Here is an 18,048-nt window from a genome sequence, read left to right on the forward strand (position 1 = left end):
TAAAGGAAAGAAAATTAAAAACGAAAAAGCCTGCATTACAAACTGTTTGAGGTTCAGATACTAAAAACAATAAACAAAGTGAAGATTCTAAAATTTTATTAGTACCGAAATCTTTTTTTATTATTTTTGAGCAGCCTATAATATCTAACAATAAACAAATACCACTATGAAAAAAACCTTTTTTTTACTCTTAAGTCTTTGTGCATCAGCCCTAACTTATGTTTCCTGCGGAAGCGACGGAGATGATATTGTAAATCAGGCAGACACATCTGCCATAAGTGCTTCTGTAGTTATTGATGCTGTAAATGAAATTGATGTTCATACAGGATTACAGGTTATTGCAGACAACTCAACAGCAAAACCATCTGAAACCGGACCAACGGCCTGCGCTACGACTACAGTCGAAAAAACTACTGAAGAAGATTATCCAAAAGTATTTACGGTAGATTACGGAACCGGATGTACGATCAATCAAATTACGAGAAAGGGTAAATTAAAAATTACACTTACGGGGCCAGTATTTAACACAGGCAGTAAAATGACAATTGAAAGAATAGATTATTCTCTTAACGGAATGAAACTGGAAGGAACTATTGAGTATGTAAATACTACAACCGAACAAACTGTACCAAAATGGAACAGAAAAGTTACCAACGGAAAACTTACTGATTTACTGGGAAGAGTATATACAAATTCAGGAAACTATACCACAAAGCAAACCGAGGGGGTTGCAACATTAACACTTAGTGACAATGTTTACGAAATCACTGACGGAACGCATACGGTAACCTCAGACAATGGAGGTGTATTAACGCTGACTGTTCAGGAATCTTTAATAAAAAAGTATTCTTGTGATTTTATTTCTAAAGGAAAATTAAAAGTTCAGGGAGGTTATTTAAACGGAGTTATTGACTACGGAAATAATGACTGTGATCGTAAATTTACCTATACTCACGAAGATGGAGCTATATATGATTTGCTAATGTAACTAATTCATTTATAAAAAAATAAAGCAATCCCAATTTAGAAATAGATTGGGATTTTATTTTTGACAAAAATTAAACTATCATTTCTCAACATTCAAACTATTTTCTTTATTTTGCAGCAAAATCTAAAAACCAATGAAAAAATCAATTATTGCCTTTGCTGTTCTTGCTCTGTTAGCATCATGCAGCAAAAAAGAATCTACTGACAGTTTACATCTTACCGGAAATATAAAAGGGTTAAAAAACGGAACTTTATATATCCAGAGAGTTGTAGACACTACTCTTGTTGCGATTGACTCTGTTAAAATCGATGGTAACTCTGCTTTTGAAAGAGACATAAAATTAGAATCTCCGGAAATGCTTTACTTATTCCTGGACAGAGGAGTAACGAATTCTTTAGACAATAATATTTTATTTTTTGCTGAACCAGGAAACGTAAACATCGAAACTAATCTGGACAACTTTATTTACGGTGCTAAAATTACCGGATCTAAAAACCAGGAATTATATGAAGAATATAAAAAAATAAATTCACGTTTTAATGATGAAAACCTTTCAATGGTTGAATCAAAATTTAATGCCATAAAAAGACAGGATCAAAAAGCGATTGACAGCATAGACGCAAAACAGCAGTCTAATATCAAAAGAAAATACCTGTACGCTACTAACTTTGCCATTAACCATAAAGACTACGAAATATCGCCTTATATTGCTTTAGCCGAGATTTATGACATCAATATCAAATTTTTGGATACTATTCAAAAATCAATGACTCCAAAAGTAGCTAAATCACTTTACGGAAAGAAGCTGACAAAATATGTTAGTGAAATCAAAAAAGAAGAACAGAAAGCTCCTGCAGCAGCAGAATAATAAAAAAAACGTCCTGAGTTCAGGGCGTTTTTTTTATGCTATGGTGAAAATCTCAAATCTCAAATCTCAAATCTCAAATTCCAAATTCCAAATTCCAAATTAAAACTTTTATTCATCTTCATAAAGATGTGTATTCAATCTTGTCATTTCGACATAAGGAGAAATCGCATTAGCGGCTCCGCATGGACTGACGGTTTTCACCGAGGAGTTTTTGTCATTTCTCCTTACATTTAAATACAACACTTTGCATCTATTGATAGTAGATACAAATGTGATTATCTGCGTAAACTGGAATTCTAAAATTTGAAATTTATCCCTTTTGAGATTTAAAATTCGGGCAAAAAAAAACCACCACATTTCTGTGATGGTTTTTGAGCCGGCGGAGGGACTCGAACCCACGACCTGCTGATTACAAATCAGCTGCTCTAGCCAACTGAGCTACGCTGGCGGCGTATTACGGGCGCAAAGATAAAGTGGTTTTTCGTATTTTCCAAAATAAATTTGCAATATATTTTAAATAAAAAACCACCACAAAAGTGATGGTTTTTTTTGAGCCGGCGGAGGGACTCGAACCCACGACCTGCTGATTACAAATCAGCTGCTCTAGCCAACTGAGCTACGCTGGCGACTCATTACGGGTGCAAAGATAAGCCTGTTTTTTGTTTTTCCAAAAAAAAAACAAACTTTTTACACTTTTTTTTGACTACAATTCGTTGATTTTAGTAATCAATTGATTTGCAGTTTCTTCCAATTCAACATTTATTTGTTTGAAATGTGCTTTTTTATTTTCAACGTTCTTTGCATTCACTTTTGTGATCAAAGTATCGAAAGCAGCGATAGCTTCATCGATCAAAGCATTCGTTTCCGGAGTAGGATTTCCTGATGTAGACATTTCAAATAAGTAAATTGCCTCAATAATATCTCCTAACACGAAGTTGATGTCTTTCTTTAAATTCTTAACGTTTGCCATTTTTATTTTTATTTTAATTTGCGACTGCAAAAATACACATATTCTTTCTATTATGTGCTATGAAATGTAAATTTCTAAAATTGAAGCTTTTCCGCTCAAAATAAATGCATTTATCTCAGCCGGGACCAAAACAGTATCTCCTTTTTTATACGTCTGTTTAAAGCCATTATATTCAATTTCAAAACTTCCTTCAATACACATATAAACTGTAAAAGTTTCTCCTGATTTAGAAACATCTACTTTATTTTCTAACGGAATAAAATTAGTTGTAAAATAAGGACAGTCTACAACAACGTTTGATTCATTAGTTTTGGTCTCATATTTTTTCTGAGTATCAACTTTATTGTAATTTATAGCATCAAGTGCTAAATCTACGTGCAGTTCTCTGGCATTTCCCTGAGCATCTTTACGGTCAAAGTCGTACAAACGATAGGTAATATCAGAAGTCTGCTGAATTTCGGCAACTACTAATCCTGCTCCGATAGCATGAACCGTTCCTGTTTCTAAAAAGAAAACGTCTCCGGGTTTAGCTTTTACAGTATCAAGAATAGAAACCAGACTTTTATCATTAAGGTGTTTTAAATATTCTTCTTTACTTGAATTTTCTTTAAAACCAACAATAATTCTCGCGTCTGCATCGGCCTGTGTTACATACCACATTTCGGTTTTACCAAAAGAATTATGACGTTCTTTTGCCAATTTATCGTTTGGATGAACCTGAATAGAAAGATCTTCCCTGGCGTCTAAATATTTAAAAAGCAACGGAAATTGTTTTCCAAAACGCTCGTAAACTCTTGTTCCTAAAATTTCATTTGGCGTTTCCTCAATAAGTTCCATCAGGGATTTTCCTTTCAGGTTTCCGTTTGCAACAACACTAACATCACCTTCTACTGTAGACAATTCCCAACTTTCGCCGGTAATTTTAGACGTAATAGGTTTATTTAATATTGTTTTAAGTTTTTCTCCTCCCCAAATTCTTTCTTTCAGGATAGGCTCAAATTGTAATGGGTATAATTCTGGTTTCATTATTTTAATTTTAAGGCTAATATTCTATGATTAATTAAACAATTTTATAATACTAATTCTTTTATTATTTCAAGGGCTTTCGGAATATGCTTCGATGCATTCATACTATCAAAAATATAAATCACAACGCCATTTTTGTCTATAATATAAGTTACTCTGCCCGGAATAAGACCAAACAGATTATTTCGGACACCAAACAGATGCCTCATTTTTTTATCCTTATCCGAAAGTAAAATAAACGGCAGTTTGTATTTGTTGGCAAACTTGTGATGTGATTTTACACTATCACTGCTTATACCGATTACTTCCGCTCCTAAATCTTTAAAATCTTCATATTGATCCCTAAAACTGCACGCTTCTGTAGTGCAGCCCGGGGTATTGTCTTTCGGATAAAAATAAATCACGAGTGGCTTACGTCCCAAAACACTCTGGCTTTCAAAAACTTCTCCGTGACTATCCTTTGCAGTAAAATTCGGAACTATATCTCCTATTTTTAATGACATTTTTTATTCTCCTTTATAAGTTACAAAATTGCGGTCCGTTTCATTCAAAACAATTTCTATATCAAAATCGGTGTGAATTCTTTTTCTAATTTTATTCCATATCACAACGGCAATATTTTCTGCAGTTGGATTCAAATCCTGAAATTCGGGAACGTCCAGATTCAGATTTTTGTGATCAAACGGAACCTCTACTTCCTGAAGTATGATGTCCGCCAATACTTTCACATCTATTACAAAACCGGTTTCCGGGTCAATTTTTCCTGTAACACTAACTGTTAAACCATAATTATGACCATGAAAATTGGGATTATTACATTTTCCAAAAACTAAATCATTCTTTTCTGATGTCCAATCCTTCCTGTACAATCGATGTGCAGCATTAAAATGTGCTTTTCTTGATATGGTTACTCTCATTTCGGTCTTTGGTTAGGTATCGTTAAATTTTGTGATCTTCTAAATAATGATAAAATTCATCAAAAATTATTTTGAACCACACAGTATAAATTTCGGGCTGTTTTTCAATATCCTCTTTTACATCCTCTATTTTCATCCATTTCCATGCTTCTACCTCTTCCGTATTAATGGCTGGTGCAGCATTATAATACCCAATCATAACGTGATCAAGCTCATGTTCTGTCAGGCCATTATCAAAAGGAGCTTTATATATAAAATGAAATAATTCTTTCAGTTCCGTTTTAAAACCCATTTCTTCAAACAATCTCCTGCTTCCTGCTTCAATATTCGTCTCGCCTTCGCGTTGATGACTACAACATGTATTTGTCCAGAGTAAAGGTGAGTGATATTTTTGATGTGCACGCTGCTGCAGCATTATTTCATTTTTGTTATTTAAAATAAAAACTGAAAAAGCACGATGCAAAAGCGCTTTTTCGTGTGCTTCTAACTTTGGCATTAAGCCAATTTGCTCATCATTTTGATTGACTAATATTACGTTTTCTTCTATCATTAGGGCATTTTGTACAACAAAAATACGAAAAAAGAAATGGCTTGAAAATCTCAAAAAAGATTGTGAAAAGTTTAACGAGAGAATGCCTTTATAACAAACTAATTAACAGTCAATTGAAAATATTTAATTTGTAAAAATCCTTTAAAAATAAGCCTTAAAAACTAATTGTAAGTCTTTTTCGTAAATAATAAAAAGTTAAATCATACTTAAAAAAATCTCAATTGTAAAACAGACGGTATTTTGAACCAAACTCTCGCCGTACATTTGAAACACTAAAAATAAAGCCTCATGAAAATCCAAAAAACAAAAACTCAATTTTTCAGCCTTTGCTTTTTACTTCCGCTATTCATTTTTCAGGCCTGCGGACAAAACACAAAAAAAACAAATCCTAAAAGCGTTGCCATGGAAAACAAAATCAATAAAACCGGAAATCCATATTATTCAAATACAGACACTACTAAACTTAATGTTAGCGACGTTGAATGGAAAAAAGTGCTTCCTGAAGATGTTTATGCTGTAATGCGTCAGGCAGATACGGAAAGACCTTTTACCGGAAAATACTGGAACACTGACGAAAAAGGAACTTACTACTGTGCTTCCTGCGGAAATAAACTTTTCAGATCAGGCGCCAAATTTGCAAGCAGCTGCGGATGGCCAAGCTTCTTTGAGCAGGACAACAAAAAAAGTGTGGTTTATAAAACCGATAATTCTCTCGGAATGGAAAGAATTGAAGCTCTTTGCGGCAGATGCGGGGGACATTTAGGCCATTTATTTGATGACGGCCCTGAACCAACCGGAAAACGTTATTGTATGAATTCGATTGCACTTGATTTTATTCCTGATTCTAATAATAAATAAACATGAAAAATATATTTCTAATATGCATTTTGGCATTATCCCTTACTGGTTTTGCACAAGATAATAAATCTAAAAAAACATCAAATTTTGAAACTATTACCGTTGGCGGAGGTTGTTATTGGTGCGTTGAGGCTGTTTATGAAAACTTAAACGGGGTAAAATCAGTAGTTTCGGGGTTTTCGGGAGGAAAAGTCGCTAACCCAACTTACGAAGAAGTTTGTACCGGAACCACAGGTCATGCCGAAGTGGTTCAGATTACTTATGACAAAACGGTAACAGACATCAATGAAATCTTTAAAGTTTTCTTTACAGTTCATGATCCGACAACTTTAAACAGACAGGGCGCAGATGTTGGCACACAATATCGTTCTGTTATTTTTTATAAAAATCCTGAACAAAAAAAGGCTGCTGAAAGCATCATAGCAGAATTAAACAAAGCAAAAGTTTACAGCAGTCCGATTGTGACAAAAGTGGAGCCTTTTACAAAATTCTACAAAGCAGAGGATTATCATCAGAATTATTATTCAAACAACAAAAACCAGCCATATTGCAAAATGGTTATTCAGCCTAAAATTGAAAAATTTGAAAAAGTCTTTAAAGACAAACTAAAGAAGAAATAGTTATTAATTCAAAACAGAAACCGTTCATTTTCATGAGCGGTTTTTTATTTTACAACAGTATTTGCATTTTTTGTAATTTGCATCCATAATAAACCAAAATCATCAACTTAAAACTATCAAAAAATGAAGCGTTTTCTTCTGTTTTTTTTACTAATCGGTATTTTTCAGGTTCATTCGCAGAAAAATTTACCAACGGACTATCTATCAAAAGAATTTCATAAAGGGCGTCGTGAAGCTTTCAGAGCTTTGATGCCGGCCAATTCTGTAGCAGTTGTTTTTTCTTATCCTGAAAGAATATTTTCAAAGGACATCAATTACAATTATCACGCAAATCCTGATATGTATTATTTGACCGGATACAAAGAACCCGACGCTGTATTATTGCTTTTTAAAGATCCTCAGGGAACAGAAAAATATACCGAAGTACTTTTTGTAAGAGAAAGAAATGCTACTAGGGAAATGTGGACCGGAAGACGTTTAGGGACCGAAGGCGCTACAACTAAATTAGGTTTTACAACCGTTTACAACGGAAAAGATTTCAATGATTTTAAAATTGATTTCAAAAAGTTTGACAAAATCATTTATGATAAAATCCCAACCAACATTTCAGTCAGCAACAATGCTGACAACTTATATTCATTGCTTCAGTCATTTAAAACCAAAGCCGGTATTTCAGAAGAAAATCAGGCTTCTGTAGATTTGTTTACAAACATTACCAACTCACTTCGTGAAATAAAAACTCCTGAAGAATTGGTATTAATGCGCAAAACGGTAAAACTATCCTGCATTGCTCACAATGAAGTTATGAAGGCGGTCGGACCGGATATGAGCGAAAATGAAGCCGACGGAATTCATGCCTACATTCACAGGCATTATGGTTCAGAAGAGGAAAGTTATCCTCCAATTGTTGGTGCAGGTGCAAATGGCTGTATTTTGCATTATGGCGAAAACAACTCGACAAAAATTGACAATCAGTTATTGTTAATGGATGTGGGCTCTGAATATCATGGTTATTCTGCAGACGTTACAAGAACAATTCCGGCAAACGGAAAATTTACAGAAGAACAAAAAGCGATTTACCAATTGGTTTATGAAGCTCAGGAAGAAGTTTTCAAAATCTGCAAAGAAGGAACTCCTATTCAGGATTTAAATCAAAGATCAAGAGAAGTTATTGCAAACGGATTAATCAAATTAGGAATTATTACCGATCCAAAAGATGCGAAAATATATTATCCGCACGGATGTTCACATTTTCTTGGACTAGATGTTCATGACAAAGGAGACTATTCCGGAATCCTAAAAGAAAATATGATCCTGACTGTTGAACCTGGAATCTATATTCCGGAAAACAGTAAATGTGACAAAAAATGGTGGAATATTGGCGTGCGTATAGAAGATGATATTCTAATGAAAAAAGATTCATATGAAAATTTATCTGCAGAATCTCCAAGAAAATGGGAAGAGATTGAAGCTTTGGCCAAACAAAAAAGCACATTCAATGACATGAAATTCCCTAAAATATAATTTTTATTTAAGTCACAGATTAAAAAGAAATAAACCCAAAGCCTCATTTAAAATTTTTTAACTGAGGCTTTATTTTTGAATTTTCCCGAACTTTGTATTCTTAAATTAATTCAAAATGAAAGCACTTACCTTTTCTTCTTTTGGAGAATCAGATGTTTTAGAATATATTGATATCCCGGATCCTCAGTTAAAAAGTGATGAAATCTTAGTCGAAATGAAAGCTATCGGACTAAATTTTGCAGACGTTTACAGACGAAAGGGAAATTATCATTTAAAAGGAAATCCGCCTTTTATTGCGGGTTATGAAGGTGCCGGAATTATTGTTGATGCTAATAACCATCCGGAATATAATGTTGGTGATCGTGTTGCTTTTGCCGATGCACCATTTGCAAATGCAGAATTAGTTGCCGTAAACATAAATCACGTTTTACCTTTACCGGAAGCCATTTCGTTTGAAACTGCAGCTGCCATTTTATTACAGGGTTTAACGGCGCATTATCTGGCCACTGACAGTCACAAAACCCAAGAAGGCGAAACGGTATTAATTCATGCCGTTGCGGGGGGAGTCGGGCAGATTTTGACGCAAATCAGCAAACTTTCAGGAGCAAATGTTATTGGTCTGACTTCGTCTGCAGACAAAGCCAAAGTCGCTTTTGAGCAAGGTGCCAATCATGTTTTATTATATAATGAAGACTGGAAATCAGAACTTTTTAAAATAGTCCCAAACGGCGTCGATGTTGTTTATGATAGTATCGGAAGCACTTTAGCCGAAAGCTTTGAAGTTACCAAAGAATGCGGTCAGGTTGTTTTTTTCGGAATGGCGGGCGGCGATCCGGCCCCTGTAGACCCAAGAATGTTAATGGATGGTTCTAAAACCTTAACCGGTGGCGATTTATGGAGTTATTTAAACTCTAAGGAAGAAAGAATCAAAAGAGCCAGTCAATTATTTAGCTGGATTATTGATGGAAAAATTAAACTTTCAGAACCTACTTCTTTTAAGTTATCAGAAGGAAAACTGGCACACGATTATCTCGAAAGCCGAAAAAGTACAGGGAAAATTATTCTGATCCCTTAAATAGTTAGTTTTCAGTCTCAGTTTTCAACGCAATCTTGTCACCCTTCATTCGTCAGGATGACAAGATTGCGACTATCTTTTACAATTGATCAACCTCAATTTTAGTCAAATCGGATAGTTTCAGAATTCTGGAAACATTATCTTTATTCGCCAAAAAGAATAAATAATTATCTCCATTTGTATTGTATGACATCAATTCTAAATTTAATTTCTCTAAAGCTGATTGAATATATGGAAATAAGTCGTGGCTGTATGTTTTTTCAGGATAGGCAAAATTTAAATCCTCTCCGATCATTTCAGAAATAAAGTATTCTGCATCTTCGGGATCAAATTTCCAGTCACTGTTCCAGGCATCAATACTTTCGAAGAAATCAAAATGACCCTCAACAATTGTGTGATATTCACTTGTGTCTTTCTGGTAGTTTTTGAAAAGCTTTTTTGATTGTTTTTTCAGTTCCTTTTCTTCAATAGCTCCTCTTGAAACTAATTTTATAAACTCTTCAAAAGTTTCGAGAGTAACTTCTTCGGCTTCTATCAAATTCTCAGAAGAAGGCAGCTCGACGCTCTCTGGAATTTCTATGTTCATATATTGACACATTGCCTGCAAAACAATTTTGAAATCCCGGATTCCAATTTCCTGCGTTTCATTCTTTGGACTATTAAAATCAAGATATTCTGTATCTAACAATCCTTTTGTATAATCAATAAAATGACTGCTGGAATATAAAATTTTGAAATCGTTTGTTTCCAAACTGTTTGTACAGCAAAAAATGATTACGAAATTATTCAGTACACGCTTAAAATACTGTTTCATTTCTGGACTTGGGGCAGAGTAAAACTGAATATGAATAAAATCATATTCTAATCCATCCTGCATATTCTCTTCGGAAATGACACCAATATCAATCTTTTTATAAAGCTCATTTAAAACTTCATAAGAATTACTGAAACCGGCTTTTTTAATTTCTGCATTGCCTTCTTCATGATCAAATGAACCCGGAAAATAAAACAAATTAACAGACACTTCTTCCTGAATCCCTTTTACTTTGAATTCAAAACTGCCTTTTTCGTTGTATAAATAAGAATAAACAGGATTGATAACATCAAAAGAAATTATCGATTGCGGATCATTGTTTCTATTAAATAAATTAGAGAAGAAATTTTTCATTAGGCTTATAATTATTAAAACTGGAGAACTAAATATATCACAAATTTTAATAATCAGAAAACTATTCCAAAAATTATTTCAGGGATTCTGCAATCATCAACGCACATTTTTCACCATCTATGGCTGCAGAGATAATTCCGCCGGCATACCCTGCTCCTTCTCCGCACGGATATAATCCTTTTATTTGCAAATGCTCATAACTTACAGGATCCCTCGGGATTCTGACAGGTGATGAAGTACGGCTTTCGGGTGCATGCAAAATAGCTTCATTAGTCAGATAACCGCGCATTGATTTTCCGAATTCCTGAAAGCCCTGACGTAAAATCTGCGATAAAAATCCCGGAAAAACCTGCCCCATTTCAACCGAAGTTGTTCCCGGAACATACGAAGTTTTCGGAATATCTGATGACACTTTATTCTGAGTAAAATCGATCATTCTTTGTGCCGGAACTTTTTGAGTTTCTCCAGCCAAATGCCATGCTTTTTGTTCGATACTTTTTTGAAACTCCATTCCGGCTAAAGCGCCAAATTTTGCAAAAGGCTTAAAATCTTCCAGTTTTAATTCAATTACAATTCCCGAATTTGCCGTTGCCTGATCACGTTTTGATGGTGACCAGCCGTTGGTAACCACTTCACCCGGACTTGTTGCACAAGGCGCGATTACACCACCCGGACACATACAAAACGAATACATGCCACGTCCGTTAACCTGTTTTACAATAGAATAGGGTGCCGGAGGTAAATGCTCGCCTCTGTAATCACAACTGTACTGAATACTGTCAATTAATTCCTGAGAATGTTCGGCACGAACCCCCAAAGCAAAAGGTTTTACTTCTATTAAAATTTTCTTTTTATCTAATAATTCAAAAATATCCCGAGCCGAATGCCCCGTCGCCAAAATCAATTTATTAGACAGAATCTTATCTCCGTTTTGGGTTACAATTCCTTCAACTTCGTTATTTTTTACCAAAATATCTTTAACTCTGGTATCAAATAAAACCTGACCACCAAATTCGATAATTTTATTTCGGATATCTTCAATAATTTTTGGCAGTTTATTGGTTCCGATATGTGGGTGCGCTTCCACTAAAATATCTTCTGAAGCTCCAAAAGCCACCAGAAGTTCTAAAATTCGGGTTACATCACCACGTTTTTTAGAACGTGTGTATAGTTTACCATCAGAATACGTTCCTGCTCCTCCTTCACCAAAACAATAATTAGAATCTTCATTTACGATATGTTCTACATTTATCGCTTTTAAGTCACGGCGGCGCCCGCGAACATCTTTTCCGCGTTCCAGCACTATTGGTTTTAAACCCAATTCTACTAATTGCAAAGCTGCAAAAAGTCCTGCCGGCCCGGCTCCTACTACAATTACTTCTTGTGCTTTGGAAACATCTTTATATGCGGGAAGTTCAATTTTTGTTTCCTGAAAAGGTTCACCTTTTAGATAGATAACCACTTTTAGATTGATTTTTATCGCTTTCTGACGCGCATCAATGGAACGTTTTAAAATTGAAATATGCTGAATTTCATTTGGAGAAACTTTAATTTGTTTAGACAAATAGTCTTTAAGCAACACTTCGTTTGCTGCAGTTTCCGGAGTGACCTGAAGTAAAAGTTCTCTTGGCATTGTATCTTTTTTATTCTATTAGCTTTTCTTTCTATGAAAAGAAGATGCAAAAGTACTATTTTGAAATGAAATTAGAAGAGACTTTGTACCTTTGTTACTTAGAACCTTAGTACATACATAAATAATGTCCAGAAAAATAAAACTAATTTGGGATTTTCGCGGTCCGGCTTCTGCCAAAACAGCCGAGCATCATGAAATTCATTTGAAAGAATATATCGTTATTGAAAAACTTCCTTTAAATATTACCGGTTTCAATATTATAAACGACATGCATGCTACTGCTTTTATGGTAGTAACCGATGAAAACATGATACAGGTAAGAGATGCCTTGAAACCGCATCGGGGGGAAGTTTATGAGGGCTAAAATTCCAAATTTTTAAATTCCAAATTCCAATCTTTTGATAAACTCCAAATAAAAAATTCCAAATTCCAATGCTACAGATTGCCTGGAATTTGGAATTTGTGTTTTTAATACGCTATTCTTTTTGGAATTTGGAATTTAATTCGCGACCTCGCTAATAAACTTAATACGCATCAAACGTAATTCATCAATATCATAATCTCCGTCGAATTCTTTAAGTGCGTCTTCAATTTTGTCTGATTCTGATTCCATGAAGTAATCGTGAATTTCTTCCTGCTGTTCATCATCAAGCATATCGTCAACCCAATATTTGATATTCAGTTTGGTTCCTGCGTAGACAATCTGCTCCATTTCTTTGATCAAAGCATCCATTGTTAACCCTTTCGCAGAAGCGATATCTTTTAATGAGAGTTTTCTGTCTATATTCTGAATAATGTATAATTTATTGGCAGAGTTTACACCGGTAGATTTTACCACTAAATCGTCAGGACGAATTACATCATTATCTTCTACATAACGACTAATTAAAGCGACAAATTCACTGCCATATTTCTTTGCTTTTCCTTCTCCGACTCCATGAATATTGTATAATTCCTGTAAAGTAATCGGATATTTTAAAGCCATGTCTTCAAGTGAAGGATCCTGAAAAACGACAAAAGGAGGAACTCCCAGTTTTTTGGCTACTTTTTTACGAAGTTCGCGAAGCATTCCTGTCAGTACTTCATCAGCCGTACCGGTTGATTTAGCGGCTGTTACAATAGCTTCGTCATCGGCTTCACTATATTCATGGTCTTCAGACATCATAAATGAGACCGGTTTTTGGATAAAATCCAATCCTTCCTGTGTTATTTTTATAACACCATATGTTTCTATATCTTTTGAAAGATAACCTGTTACAAGAACTTGTCTCAATAAGGCCATCCAATATTTTTCATCATGATCAGAACCAGAACCAAAATAAGATTGTGCATCTGTCTTATGCGCTTTAATCACCGCATTGATACGCCCTATTAAGGTAAAGACAATTTCTTTTGATTTGTAAATATGTTTGGTATCGCGTACGATTTCCAGCAATTTAACCACCTGATCTTTTGCTTCAATTTTATTTTTCGGGTTACGAACGTTGTCGTCCATATCGGCACCTTCTCCGGTTTCGCTGTCAAATTCTTCACCAAAATAATGCAATAGAAATTTCCTGCGCGACATCGAGGTTTCGGCGTAAGCCACAACTTCCTGTAAAAGTGCAAATCCAATTTCCTGTTCTGCAACTGGTTTTCCGGACATGAACTTCTCCAGTTTTTCTACGTCTTTATAAGAGTAATATGCCAAACAGTGCCCTTCTCCACCGTCTCTTCCGGCGCGGCCTGTTTCCTGATAATAACTTTCTAATGATTTTGGAATATCATGATGAATGACAAAACGAACATCTGGTTTGTCAATTCCCATTCCAAATGCAATTGTTGCCACAACAACATCTACATCTTCCATCAGGAACATATCCTGGTGTTTTGCTCTTGATTTAGCATCTAAACCTGCATGATACGGAACAGCACTAATACCGTTTACCTGTAAAACTTCGGCAATTGATTCTACTTTTTTACGGCTCAGGCAATAGATAATTCCGGACTTGCCTTTGTGTTGTTTGATGAACCGAATGATATCTGATTCTATATTTTTTGTTTTTGTACGTACTTCGTAGTATAAGTTTGGTCTGTTAAAGGATGCTTTGAAAGTATTTGCATCAGACATGTCCAGATTTTTAAGAATATCTTCCTGAACTTTTGGCGTTGCAGTTGCCGTAAGACCTATAATAGGTACCTGACCTAATTGTTTGATTATGTTTTTTAGATTTCTGTATTCTGGCCTAAAATCATGCCCCCATTCTGAGATACAATGCGCTTCATCAATAGCAACAAATGAAATTGGCACACTTTGCAGGAATGCAACATATTCTTCTTTTGTTAATGATTCGGGTGCAACATACAGAAGTTTTGTTAAACCGGAAGTGATATCCTTTTTTACCTGTGCAATTTCGGTTTTGGTAAGGGAGGAATTTAAAACGTGTGCAATTCCGTTTTCGGAAGAGAGGCTTCGTATTGCATCAACCTGGTTTTTCATCAAAGCAATTAGAGGAGAAACAACAATTGCTGTTCCGTCCTGAATTAAAGCGGGTAATTGATAACAAAGAGACTTTCCACCGCCTGTAGGCATAATCACGAAAGTATTCGTTTTACCTAAGATACTCGTAATGACTTGCTCCTGCAAGCCTTTAAATTGGCTAAAGCCGAAATACTTCTTTAATTCCTTGTGTATTTCAATTTCGTTTGAATTCATTCTTTATATTAAGGGTATTTTGTATAAATTTGCAACACATAAAGATACAACTTTCTTTTATACATACAAATTTTAAACATTCTGTTTTGATCTCAAAAGAAAATATATTAGCGATAGCAAAAAAAACAATACTCTCTGAAAGTGAAGCAATTACAAAACTAATTGATTTTCTGGACGAAAATTTCTACGAAGCGACCCAACGTATTTATGAAACAAAAGGCAGACTGATCGTTACCGGAATAGGAAAAAGCGCGATAATTGCCCAAAAAATGGTAGCCACTTTTAACTCAACCGGAACTCCATCTATGTTTCTCCACGCATCAGAAGCTATTCATGGTGACCTTGGAATGATTCAAAAAGATGACATTATCATTTGTATCTCCAAAAGCGGCAACAGCCCTGAAATCAAGGTTTTGGCTCCGTTATTAAAAAGATTTGGAAACATACTGATCGCAATTACGGGAAACATAACTTCGTTTTTGGCCAAAGGTTCAGATTATGTCCTTAATACTACTGTCGAAATAGAAGCCTGCCCTATAAATTTAGCTCCGACAAACAGCACTACGGCACAACTTGTTATGGGTGACGCGCTTGCCGTTTGTTTAATGGAAATGCGTGATTTTAAACCAGAAGATTTTGCATTGTATCATCCGGGAGGAGCTTTAGGAAAAAAATTACTGCTTCGCGTAAAAGACATGATTGAACATTCGTTAAAACCAATGGTTACACCAGAAACTTCAGTTAAAAAAGTTATTTTTGAGATATCAGAAAAAAGACTCGGAGTTACTGCTGTGATTGAAAATGATAAGATTATCGGAATTATTACCGATGGGGATATCAGAAGAATGCTAAACGATCGTGATTCTATTGCTGATTTAACTGCAAAGGATATTATGAGTAAAAACCCTAAATTAGTATCATCAGAAACAATGGCTGTTGATGCTTTAAATATATTAGAAGATTTTTCGATTACACAGTTAATCGTTTCTGATAACGGAGAGTACAAAGGAGTATTACATTTACATGACATTTTAAAAGAAGGAATCGTATAATGGCAAAGAAAAACCTTGGCGAGATGTCATTTTTAGACCATCTTGAAGAATTAAGATGGCTTTTGGTCAGAAGCACAATTGCAATTATTGTAATGGGAATTGTGACTTATTTTTTTAGTGATTATTTGTTTGACGAAATAATCCTTGCCCCAACAAGGCCCTCATTTTTTACTTATCAGTGGTTTTGTGACTTATCACATCAATTAGGATTTGCAGACAGCATCTGTATTACTGAGCTGAATTTTATTATTCAGAATACAGAAATGGAAGGGCAGGTCAATATTTTTGTGTGGATGTGTATTTTGGCTGGATTTATTTTAAGTTTCCCTTACATTTTATGGGAACTCTGGAAATTTATCAGTCCGGCTTTATATGAAAAAGAAAGAAAAAATGCCAAAGTGTTTATTTTCACTTCCTCATTACTTTTCTTTTTAGGAGTAATATTTGGTTATTATATTGTAATCCCCATGTCTGTAAATTTCGTGGCAACATTCTCAATCAGTAAAGTTGTCGTGAACCAATTTACAATTGAATCGTATATGGGAATGGTTAAAACGAGTGTTATTGCCAGTGGATTATTTTTTGAATTACCAATTATCATTTATTTCTTAACGAAACTGGGATTAGTTACTCCTGAGTTTTTAAGAAAATATTGGAAATACGCCGTAGTTATCATTTTGATCGTTGCCGCAATTGTAACACCTCCGGATGTAGTAAGCCAGACAATTGTTGCAATCCCTATGTTGATTATCTACGAGATAAGTATCCTGATTTCAAAGATTGTTTATAAAAATAAATTAAAAGAAAATGTCTGATATAGTTCAAGAATTTAATGACTATCGTTCTAAAATGAACGAAAAACTGCTTGCAGATAACAATAAAATTGTAAAAAGAATCTTTAATCTTGATACCAATGCCTATGCAGCAGGTGCTCTTGATGTTAAAACAAAAGAACTTCTGGGGCTTGTTGCATCTGCAGTTTTGCGTTGTGACGACTGCGTAAAGTATCACTTGGAAACAAGCTATAAAGAAGGGATTACAAAAGAAGAAATGATGGAGGCAATGGGAATCGCAACTCTGGTTGGAGGAACAATTGTAGTTCCGCATTTAAGAAGAGCTTACGAATTCTGGGAAGCGCTGGAAGAAACCGGGAAATAATTAGAAAATTAGATAATTAGTCAATTAGATAATTTCATACGATATGTTAATTCATTTATTTGATTGATTTATTTTTACTTATTTTGCCCGTCTGAGATAAATTATCTCATTATCAAATTGCCTAATTGGCACATTATCAAAATTAAATCTGAGTTAGTTTTTCAATTATCTCATTTTCAAATTATCTAATTATCTAATTAAAAAAATGAAGTTAAGAGCCGATAACCTAATCAAAACCTATAAAGGCCGTAGTGTTGTAAAAGGAATCTCTGTTGAAGTAAACCAAGGTGAAATTGTTGGCCTTTTGGGGCCAAATGGTGCCGGAAAAACAACTTCTTTTTATATGATCGTAGGATTGGTAAAGCCAAATCAGGGAAATATCTACCTTGATGATTTGAATATTACTGATTATCCAATGTACAAACGTGCCCAGCAGGGAATTGGTTATTTGGCACAAGAAGCTTCTGTTTTCAGAAAATTAAGTATTGAAGATAATATTTTGAGTGTTTTGCAATTAACCAAACTTTCTAAAGAAGAACAAATTGCAAAAATGGAAAGCCTGATTGAAGAATTCAGTTTAGAACATATTCGTACCAACCGTGGTGATTTACTTTCAGGAGGAGAGCGTCGCCGTACCGAAATCGCCCGTGCCCTGGCAACAGATCCTAAATTTATTTTACTGGATGAGCCATTTGCCGGAGTTGACCCGGTTGCGGTTGAGGACATTCAAAGAATTGTAGCTCAGTTAAAAAATAAAAACATCGGAATCCTTATTACGGATCACAACGTTCAGGAAACTTTAGCAATTACCGATAAAACATATTTAATGTTTGAAGGAGGAATTCTAAAAGCGGGAATTCCGGAAGAATTAGTTGAAGATGAAATGGTACGTCGTGTTTACCTTGGACAAAATTTCGAGCTCCGTAAAAAGAAATTAGAATTTTAA

At 34.8% G+C, this 18,048-nt stretch carries 19 protein-coding genes and 2 tRNA genes; 11 read left to right on the forward strand and 10 right to left on the reverse strand.

What is annotated here, in order from left to right:
* Nucleotides 1-166 precede the first annotated feature (166 nt).
* A complete protein-coding gene (locus DCO46_RS15485) occupies nucleotides 167-988 on the forward strand; it encodes a hypothetical protein (RefSeq protein ID WP_116753416.1) in 822 nt (273 codons plus the stop codon).
* A gap of 133 nt (nucleotides 989-1,121) precedes the next feature.
* On the forward strand, nucleotides 1,122-1,856 hold the full coding sequence (locus DCO46_RS15490) for a DUF4369 domain-containing protein (RefSeq protein ID WP_116753417.1): 735 nt from the start codon (nucleotides 1,122-1,124) through the stop codon (nucleotides 1,854-1,856).
* Between the two features lie 374 nt (nucleotides 1,857-2,230).
* Here the strand turns inward: DCO46_RS15490 and DCO46_RS15500 are convergent.
* The 7 genes from DCO46_RS15500 to idi form a co-directional block, all read right to left on the reverse strand.
* A tRNA-Thr gene (locus DCO46_RS15500) sits at nucleotides 2,231-2,304 on the reverse strand.
* Between the two features lie 104 nt (nucleotides 2,305-2,408).
* A tRNA-Thr gene (locus DCO46_RS15505) sits at nucleotides 2,409-2,482 on the reverse strand.
* 77 nt (nucleotides 2,483-2,559) lie between these two features.
* Nucleotides 2,560-2,826, reverse strand: a complete 267-nt coding sequence (locus DCO46_RS15510; RefSeq protein ID WP_059114230.1) for a hypothetical protein — start codon at nucleotides 2,824-2,826, stop codon at nucleotides 2,560-2,562.
* A 57-nt stretch (nucleotides 2,827-2,883) separates the two neighbouring features.
* Nucleotides 2,884-3,852: a type I phosphomannose isomerase catalytic subunit gene (locus DCO46_RS15515; RefSeq protein ID WP_116753419.1), complete on the reverse strand. Its 969-nt coding sequence runs from the start codon at nucleotides 3,850-3,852 to the stop codon at nucleotides 2,884-2,886.
* A 44-nt stretch (nucleotides 3,853-3,896) separates the two neighbouring features.
* A complete protein-coding gene (locus DCO46_RS15520) occupies nucleotides 3,897-4,355 on the reverse strand; it encodes a peroxiredoxin (RefSeq protein WP_116753420.1) in 459 nt (152 codons plus the stop codon).
* Between the two features lie 3 nt (nucleotides 4,356-4,358).
* Nucleotides 4,359-4,769: a 6-pyruvoyl trahydropterin synthase family protein gene (locus tag DCO46_RS15525; RefSeq protein ID WP_116753421.1), complete on the reverse strand. Its 411-nt coding sequence runs from the start codon at nucleotides 4,767-4,769 to the stop codon at nucleotides 4,359-4,361.
* A gap of 22 nt (nucleotides 4,770-4,791) precedes the next feature.
* On the reverse strand, nucleotides 4,792-5,319 hold the full coding sequence (idi, locus tag DCO46_RS15530; RefSeq protein WP_116753422.1) for an isopentenyl-diphosphate Delta-isomerase: 528 nt from the start codon (nucleotides 5,317-5,319) through the stop codon (nucleotides 4,792-4,794).
* A gap of 288 nt (nucleotides 5,320-5,607) precedes the next feature.
* On the opposite strand from idi, the gene msrB reads away from it, so the two are divergent.
* From msrB to DCO46_RS15550, 4 genes are all read left to right on the forward strand, one after another.
* The gene (gene msrB / locus DCO46_RS15535; RefSeq protein WP_116753423.1) at nucleotides 5,608-6,177 is read left to right on the forward strand and encodes a peptide-methionine (R)-S-oxide reductase MsrB; all 570 of its coding nucleotides are present in this window, start codon (nucleotides 5,608-5,610) and stop codon (nucleotides 6,175-6,177) included.
* 2 nt (nucleotides 6,178-6,179) lie between these two features.
* The gene (msrA, locus tag DCO46_RS15540; protein ID WP_116753424.1) at nucleotides 6,180-6,797 is read left to right on the forward strand and encodes a peptide-methionine (S)-S-oxide reductase MsrA; all 618 of its coding nucleotides are present in this window, start codon (nucleotides 6,180-6,182) and stop codon (nucleotides 6,795-6,797) included.
* Nucleotides 6,798-6,920: 123 nt separating this feature from the next.
* The gene (locus DCO46_RS15545; RefSeq protein ID WP_116753425.1) at nucleotides 6,921-8,321 is read left to right on the forward strand and encodes an aminopeptidase P N-terminal domain-containing protein; all 1,401 of its coding nucleotides are present in this window, start codon (nucleotides 6,921-6,923) and stop codon (nucleotides 8,319-8,321) included.
* Nucleotides 8,322-8,436: 115 nt separating this feature from the next.
* A complete protein-coding gene (locus DCO46_RS15550; protein ID WP_116753426.1) occupies nucleotides 8,437-9,396 on the forward strand; it encodes a quinone oxidoreductase family protein in 960 nt (319 codons plus the stop codon).
* Nucleotides 9,397-9,475: 79 nt separating this feature from the next.
* Here the strand turns inward: DCO46_RS15550 and DCO46_RS15555 are convergent, their stop codons facing one another.
* Nucleotides 9,476-10,564: a hypothetical protein gene (locus DCO46_RS15555; protein ID WP_116753427.1), complete on the reverse strand. Its 1,089-nt coding sequence runs from the start codon at nucleotides 10,562-10,564 to the stop codon at nucleotides 9,476-9,478.
* A 73-nt stretch (nucleotides 10,565-10,637) separates the two neighbouring features.
* Entirely contained in the window at nucleotides 10,638-12,197 is a 1,560-nt protein-coding gene (locus DCO46_RS15560; RefSeq protein WP_116753428.1) for an NAD(P)/FAD-dependent oxidoreductase, read from the reverse strand.
* Between the two features lie 124 nt (nucleotides 12,198-12,321).
* Here DCO46_RS15560 and DCO46_RS15565 point away from each other — a divergent pair, with 124 nt between their 5' ends.
* Nucleotides 12,322-12,561 carry a hypothetical protein gene (locus DCO46_RS15565; protein WP_116753429.1) on the forward strand — a complete coding sequence of 80 codons (240 nt, stop codon included), beginning with the start codon at nucleotides 12,322-12,324 and terminating at the stop codon, nucleotides 12,559-12,561.
* 135 nt (nucleotides 12,562-12,696) lie between these two features.
* Here the strand turns inward: DCO46_RS15565 and recQ are convergent, their stop codons facing one another.
* Nucleotides 12,697-14,892: a DNA helicase RecQ gene (gene recQ / locus DCO46_RS15570; protein ID WP_116753430.1), complete on the reverse strand. Its 2,196-nt coding sequence runs from the start codon at nucleotides 14,890-14,892 to the stop codon at nucleotides 12,697-12,699.
* An 86-nt stretch (nucleotides 14,893-14,978) separates the two neighbouring features.
* On the opposite strand from recQ, the gene DCO46_RS15575 reads away from it, so the two are divergent.
* From DCO46_RS15575 to lptB, 4 genes are all read left to right on the forward strand, one after another.
* Complete coding sequence (locus DCO46_RS15575; protein WP_165828967.1) at nucleotides 14,979-15,944, forward strand: SIS domain-containing protein; 966 nt, start codon at nucleotides 14,979-14,981, stop codon at nucleotides 15,942-15,944.
* Nucleotides 15,944-16,759 carry a twin-arginine translocase subunit TatC gene (gene tatC, locus DCO46_RS15580; RefSeq protein ID WP_116753431.1) on the forward strand — a complete coding sequence of 272 codons (816 nt, stop codon included), beginning with the start codon at nucleotides 15,944-15,946 and terminating at the stop codon, nucleotides 16,757-16,759. Before DCO46_RS15575 ends, tatC begins: the two co-directional genes overlap by 1 nt.
* Nucleotides 16,752-17,102, forward strand: coding sequence for a carboxymuconolactone decarboxylase family protein (locus tag DCO46_RS15585; protein WP_116753432.1), 351 nt, complete (start codon nucleotides 16,752-16,754; stop codon nucleotides 17,100-17,102). The genes tatC and DCO46_RS15585 overlap by 8 nt, the downstream gene beginning before the upstream one ends.
* A gap of 205 nt (nucleotides 17,103-17,307) precedes the next feature.
* A complete protein-coding gene (gene lptB, locus DCO46_RS15590) occupies nucleotides 17,308-18,048 on the forward strand; it encodes an LPS export ABC transporter ATP-binding protein (RefSeq protein WP_026982881.1) in 741 nt (246 codons plus the stop codon).

It is taken from the genome of Flavobacterium sp. HTF, from assembly GCF_003105115.1.
In the GTDB taxonomy this organism is placed as follows: Bacteria; Bacteroidota; Bacteroidia; order Flavobacteriales; family Flavobacteriaceae; genus Flavobacterium.